Origin of the sequence: Nostoc sp. (genome assembly GCF_036917235.1) — a bacterium.
Lineage (GTDB): Bacteria > Cyanobacteriota > Cyanobacteriia > Cyanobacteriales > Nostocaceae > Nostoc.
The window spans coordinates 153,188-159,944 of the sequence record NZ_JBALDU010000094.1 but is presented as its reverse complement, the minus strand read 5'-3'; the positions used below and the strand labels follow the sequence as shown (position 1 = coordinate 159,944).

The following is a 6,757-nucleotide window of genomic DNA, read 5'->3' as shown; positions in this document are numbered from 1 at the left end:
CTATTTTTTCTCGAAGATCGACAGAGTAGGACTTCATTTAAAAGGATTTATATTTTAATCTAGTGTACCTCATAATAGACGCAAGTGCTGTAATCGTATCAGCTTTATTACTTACTTTTCTTTCTAGTTGTAATAATTGTGAGGCTAAAAAAACTTCAAATCCGGCTCATGTGAAGCAGTTGCTAACAACTAAAAAATGCCCTAAGTGTGATTTAGGTGGTGCTGATTTAACAAATGCTGATTTAGCTGGAGCAGATTTAAGAGAAGCTGAACTGACTAATGCTAAATTAGACGGAGCAAATCTACAAGGGGCTGATTTAACTAAAGCTGAACTAAGATGGCGAGATGATGTTGGCGACAAAGGGAAAATGGGTATATCAGAAATTGGGGATGATTACTGTAATGTTACCTATGAGGCTTCATTCAAACGAGCTAACTTGAGGGGAGCTAAACTTATTCAAACTGACTTATCAGGTTTGGATTTAAGCGAAGCCAATCTGAGTGATGCTGATTTGACTAATGCAAAATTAAACTCGGCAAAACTCAATAAAGTAAATTTAGAAAAAGCTAATTTAAATAAGGCTTCCTTAGAGTCAGCAGAACTATATGATGCTAATCTAAAAAAGGCAAATTTACAGGGTGCGAATTTAAGTTTGAGTAGGTTAGGCGATGCAAATCTCAAAGAAGCTAACCTTACAAATGCCAATTTAGATCATAGTTCACTTTTAGGTGCAAACTTGCAACAAACACAGTTGATAAATGCTAATTTGCAAGGAGCTAAATTGAGCGGTTATCTTATAGATACTAATCTAAGTGGAGCTAACCTGAGGGGTGCTTCTCTAACAAGTCTTAATTTACAGAAGGTTATCTACGATTCTCATACTATTTGGCGTGGAGCCTCTTATAACGAGTTTACACAGTTCCCTAATGGATTTAATTCTCTAAATGAGCAAATGGAATTTAAAAGGCTTTCTCCTTTTTAAGAATTTTTTATTTTCTAATATTATTTTAATTAACTTGCTTGTCGCTGGATGTGCTGAGATATATTCACCAGGTGAGGAACCACAATATGAGAAAATTACAGAAGATAATATTATATCTATGATTCAGACTCAAAAAAACTACTTTTCAACCCATAAAAGTTTCCTGAAACCACTTGATAAACCATTAAAATCAAATTCATCTTTTTTCAAAACTGAAAAATGTTATGGTTACTACACTAAAACTATTCCTGCAATTAATGGTACATCAACTGTAAACGGTATTTATATTTATGCAACACAGGAAGCATGTGGTGGCAATTGGGGCATAGATTTAAGTTCTTATATTGGTGGTGTTTTTGTCGTTCCTATTATTGATGCTAAAGAAATAAAAGTGGTAAGTATCGTATGTACAAGTACTGGGCCAGGATATGCACCCTTAAATTATCGACCATACTATACAAATGGTTTCATAGATTGCCCTCCTGAAGCCAAAAAAGTATATTTAGAAACTGAATTATTTAAGGAGAAAAACGATGACGCAATCTAACACCATTAAACAGCAGCGATCGCACCTACGCCACATGATATTAAAGTGCTTATCCAAACCGTATTAAAATGTATTTGACATTTAAACAAATATAGCTGTGATGTTTTTCATAAAAATGGCCAAGGAGAAAAAGCAATGATACAGCCAGTCATTTTAGAAAAATTAGAAGAACTCCCTGAGTCTCTTCAGACAGAAGTGCTTCATTACATTGAGTTTTTGATAGAGAAGCACGCTAAAAACTCTACCGAAGAAAAGCAGACAAACAAGCGTCGCGTTGCTGGAGCGATGAAAGGAATGTTTATTCTGCCATTGCCTAATGACTTTGATGAGCCGCTTCAAGATATGAAAGAATATATGGAATGAATAGATTACTATTCGATACTCATGCTTTTTGCAAGCACTAACAGATAGTAAAATCTTAAGTAATTGACATGATATTGTAAAGCAGCAGACTGCGGCGAAATAATTATAATTTTAAGGAGATTGCTTGATGCTAAACTCATGTCATGTTTACCTCTTACGAGATGGGCAACATCAAGTCCTAACGATTCCTGATGAATTTGCTCTATCCAGTACAGAAGTTTTGTTACGCAAAGAAGGTAATCGATTAATCATCGAACCCATTTCTTCCGGTTCTCTACTTTCACTGCTTGCCACTTTAGAAGATATTACAGAAAACTTTCCTAACATAGATGAAGGGTTACTGCCACTCGATGATATTGTGCTTTAATCCTGCGCAATGACCTATCAATACCTGCTAGACACCAACATCATTTCAGATTTGGTAAGACATCCTTAAGGTTTAGTGTTTCAGAGGCTTACAGCCTTAGAGGAAAACTGCATTTGTACCAGCATTATTGTGGTGTGTGAACTGCGATTTGGTGCAGCTAAAAGTGGCTCTCTCCGTCTTCTTCAGCAACTAGAAAGCATCCTTGAAGTGTTACCTATTTTGTCGCTGTCGCCTCCGGTGGATCGGCACTATGCGGTAATTCGTACACACCAAGAGCAAACAGGAAGACCCATTGGCCCTTAATGACTTACTAATTGCTGCCCATGCGCTAGCCCTTAACCTGACGCTTGTTACAGCAAATGTCCGCGAATTTGAGCGCGTACCTGGTTTAAGGGTAGAAAATTGGCTACTTTGAGAGCATACATTTGGGTAATCTAGTATATTATTCATTGCAGTTTGTATAAATTAACCCCTATTCAAAACGCAGCCTCCACAACTGTCCCCACTACACACGCTTTATTCAAATTAACGCCGCTCAAATTTGCACCTTCTAATTCTGCACAGAGTAAATTCGCTCCCGTCAAATTCGCCCCTGCCAAATTCGCCCCTCGCAAATCAGCTTCTTCAAGGTTTGCTTCACTCAACAACGTCCCTTGCAAATCGGCGCGACTCAAATCTGCACCTTTGAGATTTGCCCCAGTTAGGTTTGCACCGCGCAAGTCAGCACCCCGCAAATCAACGCCTTGCAAGTTCACATTCATTAAATTAGCACCACTCAAGAAAGCACCCACCAATGACACATCACTGAGTCTGGCTCCCATCAAGTTAGCACCACGCAAATTACTACCCCGTAAGTCAGCACCGGTTAAATCTGCTTGCATCAGGTTTGCTCCCATCAAGTTCGCCCGCAAGTCAGTTTCTTGAAGGTTCGCCCCCATCAAATTCGCCCCCTCCAAATGCCCGCCTTCGAGCTTAGAACCAGCGAAATTTGTGCCAACAAGGGTTGCACCAGCAAGATTAATCCGGCTTAAATCCAGTCGGGAGAGTTCCTCGTCTTCTAAATTTGCCCCTGGAAGTTGTTTGAGTTTCCCTAATTTAATGGCTTCAATATTCATGTAAAGTAACTACCAATCTCTTCACTTATTTTGCTGTGGCTATCCCATTGGGAATCAAGTATCCAGATGCCGGCGCTGACTTTGGGTGTCATAATGGGTAAGTCGAGTCCCTGTTGTAAACCCATAACTAATAAAGTTAGGGTATCTACAAGTTTAGGGTCAAAGCGGGTAGATTGTTGCTGTCTGCACTCATCCAAAGCTTGAGTAAATATCTGTTCTCGGCTTTGATTTGACGATTTTCGCTCATTGACTCGCCACTGAAAATCTGCCAATAATGCCAAAATCCTGGACTCTAGGGGTATTTCATCTCCAGATAAACCTGCCGGTTCCCCTGTACCATTCCACCACTCGCTTTGGTGAGTGATAATTTGGGCAACTGCTCGCAGTCTTGGCATGGTTCGCAATACTTGCGCCCCCGGTACTAAGGGACAAGTTAAGGGAGAACTGGGGGCATCTTCGTGGTAGCGTGTGGATATACCGCCAGTGAGAACGCTTTCTGCTTTTTGTAATGGATCTATGCGATGTAACAAAGCCGCTAGCCGCAACCTCTTAATTTGCCATGCGGGAAGATCCAAAAGCTGGGCGATCGCTTCAGCAAGTGCTACTACTTCCGCAGCTGCCATTGGATTGTTGACATCTGCCATATCCATAAGTTGCGCCATTCGCAAAAAGGCTTGGATTTCGTTAGAAACCAAGTTGCGATCTAGGGTTTGTTGGTGAGAAGCTGTTGGGATGGATAAATTATCTTGCCCAGTCTGGAGGTAGTCTACTACACGGGAGACAACTGCACCTAAATTCTGGGATCTGTCCATTGACGGGACAATTTGTTGTTTGTCGGCTGTGAGTTTTTGGGCCAGTTCTGGGTTGTATTTTTTGATGTAAGCGATCGCTATTTCTGCTGTTTCTTGCACTAACTCCGGCTCAAATGTCCACAAACCATAGAATTTCCGCTCTAAATCTGATGTCGGTACTCCAGCGCTGCCATAATCAGCCTCTGATAATTCTTGACAAATTACCATTGCTGTGTATTTAGGCGATAAAATAATTAAGTGCCACTCCTGCGCCACTGGATCGCCTGAATCTAATCCCACTAAGTCTACATTGGGTAGCTGGCTGGTAGAATGTTCATCAAAGCCAGATTCAGAGGCGGCCATGATGGCAATTTGGCAGCTGCGCTGGGCGATGTCTGCATATCGATCAGCTTCTTGTAGATACCATTTTCCCTGTTGAAAGGCTGTGATGACTAAGGGTGTACCGTCGTCGGTTAAAATATGGTCTTCTAGAGCGTGGCACAGGGCAACTAGGGTATTTTTGTAGTAAACACCGAATCGAATTGGCCTGGTGGTATGGCGATGGGCTGTTTCTAGCTTTTGTAAGATTGAACCTTCTAACATGGGTTTGGTAAAAATGACCGCAGAGGCACTGAGGAAGATAGAGGGAGAAATTCAGAATTCTGAATTTCTCCACATTTTAGTGTTTTCTAGGATACACCCGCTAACTGTTTTTCTTTTGTCTCTAATGGTGCTGTCAGTGCTGCTTCTAAGTCAGCACAACCCAGCTTTTCTTCTAAGATGTTCATGACTTCGCGCCCGAAGTCGTTGGGGTTTTGTTGCCAAGCTTGCAAGCAGACTTCGCCGAAGAATGAACCAAGGGGTTCGGGATTCCAGAGAAGTTTTTTGGCTGTCCACGGCATCAAGCTCATTGGATCGTATCCTGGTTTGAGGATGCCTTCTTTGAAAGCGTATTCTTCTAAATGGGTATGAGGTTGTAATCCAATAAAGAAGATGGCAGGTTCGACTTTATCAGCACCAAAAATCCGTTCTAGTTCGCGGTGGTAAGCGATGGTTTGGCGGATGGTTTCGGGACGTTCGTCAATGACGTTAAAAGAGTAGTTGACGGAAACTAAGTCGTTGAAACCAGCTGCTTTTAAATCACGGCAGTTTTGCAGGACGTTTCGCAGGTTATACCCCATCCGCATTTTCCGCACAAGTTCTTGAGAACCACTGGTAATGCCGATTTCAAAGTAGTTCATCCCGGTTTTCGCCATCAACTCACACAATTCGGGTGTCAAATTGTCTGCTCTGATATATGCCGCCCAGTGGATATCTGTCATACCAGAATCGACGATTTTTTGCAATAGTTCTACAGCATCGGCGATAAATTTTTTTGCGGGGATGAATTGGGCATCGGTAAACCAGAAATTGCGAATGCCGCGATCGTATAATTGGCGCATCTCGGCAACTACTTCATCTGCTGGGTTGATGCGTACTTGTTTGCCTTCAACGACAGTGTAGACGCAATAACAACAGTTGTGAGGACAACCACGCTTCGTTTGTACACCTATATAAAAGTCTTGCTCTTGCAGGTAAAAGTTAAATTCCGGCCAGATGCTTTCGATATAGTCGTAGTTACAAGCTGTTTTTTCTATTGGGGTGGGTTGTTCGTGAATTAGCCGTTTCCGTGGTTGAGTTTCTCCGGCAACGTAACAGCGTTCATCTCGAAAATCTCTGCCACTTAAAAGTTTTTCCAGCAGGGTTTCGCCTTCACCTACAGAAATAATTGTACCTTGGGGTAAGCTTTTACCCAATTGTTCGTAAAATACGCTGACTGCACCACCACCGACAACTACACGAGCATCAGAATTATATTTTTGGGCACGTTTCAAACCACGTTTGATTAAGCTCTGGTTTTGCCACAATTCTGCATAGTAAGCGATGAAGATTCGCAAACCGCCCAATCCCCCACGTAGTTTCAATAGAGGATTCTTGGCGTAGTAAAATTCAAAGGCGTTTTGCAGTGGGTTGCCACCACGTCCACCAACTGGGGCATAAATTTGAATATCCCGCCAAGAAAATACTAGTAGTGTCGGTTTAAATTCATCGATACAGCGATCCAGCGCGGAACTGTAATCTAAAGGTGGCACTGTTCCCAAATCAAAGATGCGCTGTTCAATATTAGGAAACTGCTTGTGGACATGATCGCTTAGGTAGACAACCCCAATAGGAAAGATGGGGTTACAAGGAAGGCGAACGTAAAGAATTCGATTTTCCATCATCTGTGTTTTAACTTCCATCTTGCCAATCTGTGGAGAAAGCCAGAGAAACATCCAGTCTTAAAGTGTGTGCTTGTTTTATTTGGTTTTATTTATCAAAATCGTGCTTGACATTTAAGCCGATTATTGGTATTTAAGAAGCTGCCGTTAGCAATTGCGGAAAACGTTAAAATTTCTATGCATAAAACATACATAGAATCTATAGAGAGCTTTATGAAGACATTTTTTCATATAGCTTTACCATAACATCGAGTTTATTCATTAAGCGATGATCCCAGCCGATTAATCCTGGGATAGATGAAGCAGCAAAACTCACTTCCTCGCTATGCT

9 protein-coding genes are annotated in these 6,757 nt (G+C 41.5%); 6 read left to right on the top strand and 3 right to left on the bottom strand.

Going from position 1 to position 6,757, the window contains the following annotated elements:
• The first annotated feature begins 62 nt into the window (after positions 1–62).
• The 6 genes from V7K44_RS26830 to V7K44_RS26805 all read left to right on the top strand — a co-directional run bounded on the left by V7K44_RS26830 (position 63) and on the right by V7K44_RS26805 (position 2,675).
• Positions 63–983, top strand: coding sequence for a pentapeptide repeat-containing protein (locus V7K44_RS26830; RefSeq protein ID WP_334936075.1), 921 nt, complete (start codon positions 63–65; stop codon positions 981–983).
• A complete protein-coding gene (locus V7K44_RS26825) occupies positions 946–1,530 on the top strand; it encodes a hypothetical protein (RefSeq protein ID WP_334936073.1) in 585 nt (194 codons plus the stop codon). The genes V7K44_RS26830 and V7K44_RS26825 overlap by 38 nt, the downstream gene beginning before the upstream one ends.
• A 135-nt stretch (positions 1,531–1,665) precedes the next feature.
• Positions 1,666–1,893 carry a type II toxin-antitoxin system VapB family antitoxin gene (gene vapB / locus V7K44_RS26820; protein ID WP_334936071.1) on the top strand — a complete coding sequence of 76 codons (228 nt, stop codon included), beginning with the start codon at positions 1,666–1,668 and terminating at the stop codon, positions 1,891–1,893.
• Positions 1,894–2,020: 127 nt separating this feature from the next.
• On the top strand, positions 2,021–2,260 hold the full coding sequence (locus tag V7K44_RS26815; RefSeq protein ID WP_322691942.1) for an antitoxin: 240 nt from the start codon (positions 2,021–2,023) through the stop codon (positions 2,258–2,260).
• Positions 2,261–2,335: 75 nt separating this feature from the next.
• Positions 2,336–2,563: a PIN domain-containing protein gene (locus V7K44_RS26810; protein WP_334936067.1), complete on the top strand. Its 228-nt coding sequence runs from the start codon at positions 2,336–2,338 to the stop codon at positions 2,561–2,563.
• A complete protein-coding gene (locus tag V7K44_RS26805; RefSeq protein WP_334936065.1) occupies positions 2,553–2,675 on the top strand; it encodes a hypothetical protein in 123 nt (40 codons plus the stop codon). The genes V7K44_RS26810 and V7K44_RS26805 overlap by 11 nt, the downstream gene beginning before the upstream one ends.
• Positions 2,676–2,736: 61 nt before the next feature.
• Here V7K44_RS26805 and V7K44_RS26800 read toward each other — a convergent pair whose 3' ends face one another.
• The 3 genes from V7K44_RS26800 to V7K44_RS26790 all read right to left on the bottom strand — a co-directional run bounded on the left by V7K44_RS26800 (position 2,737) and on the right by V7K44_RS26790 (position 6,448).
• On the bottom strand, positions 2,737–3,375 hold the full coding sequence (locus tag V7K44_RS26800; protein ID WP_334936063.1) for a pentapeptide repeat-containing protein: 639 nt from the start codon (positions 3,373–3,375) through the stop codon (positions 2,737–2,739).
• Positions 3,372–4,769 (bottom strand): DICT sensory domain-containing protein, encoded by a 1,398-nt coding sequence (locus tag V7K44_RS26795; protein WP_334936061.1) that lies wholly within the window; start codon positions 4,767–4,769, stop codon positions 3,372–3,374. Before V7K44_RS26795 ends, V7K44_RS26800 begins: the two co-directional genes overlap by 4 nt.
• An 86-nt stretch (positions 4,770–4,855) precedes the next feature.
• Positions 4,856–6,448, bottom strand: a complete 1,593-nt coding sequence (locus tag V7K44_RS26790; protein ID WP_334936085.1) for a photosystem II high light acclimation radical SAM protein — start codon at positions 6,446–6,448, stop codon at positions 4,856–4,858.
• Positions 6,449–6,757: the final 309 nt, after the last annotated feature.

Bases quoted from the DNA above. Each gene is read 5' to 3' on its own strand.
- V7K44_RS26815 (WP_322691942.1), top strand. From the start codon at position 2,021: ATGCTAAACTCATGTCATGTTTACCTCTTACGAGATGGGCAACATCAA.
- V7K44_RS26825 (WP_334936073.1), top strand. From the start codon at position 946: ATGAGCAAATGGAATTTAAAAGGCTTTCTCCTTTTTAAGAATTTTTTA.
- V7K44_RS26800 (WP_334936063.1), bottom strand. From the start codon at position 3,375: ATGAATATTGAAGCCATTAAATTAGGGAAACTCAAACAACTTCCAGGG.
- vapB (WP_334936071.1), top strand. From the start codon at position 1,666: ATGATACAGCCAGTCATTTTAGAAAAATTAGAAGAACTCCCTGAGTCT.
- V7K44_RS26795 (WP_334936061.1), bottom strand. From the start codon at position 4,769: ATGTTAGAAGGTTCAATCTTACAAAAGCTAGAAACAGCCCATCGCCAT.
- V7K44_RS26790 (WP_334936085.1), bottom strand. From the start codon at position 6,448: ATGGAAGTTAAAACACAGATGATGGAAAATCGAATTCTTTACGTTCGC.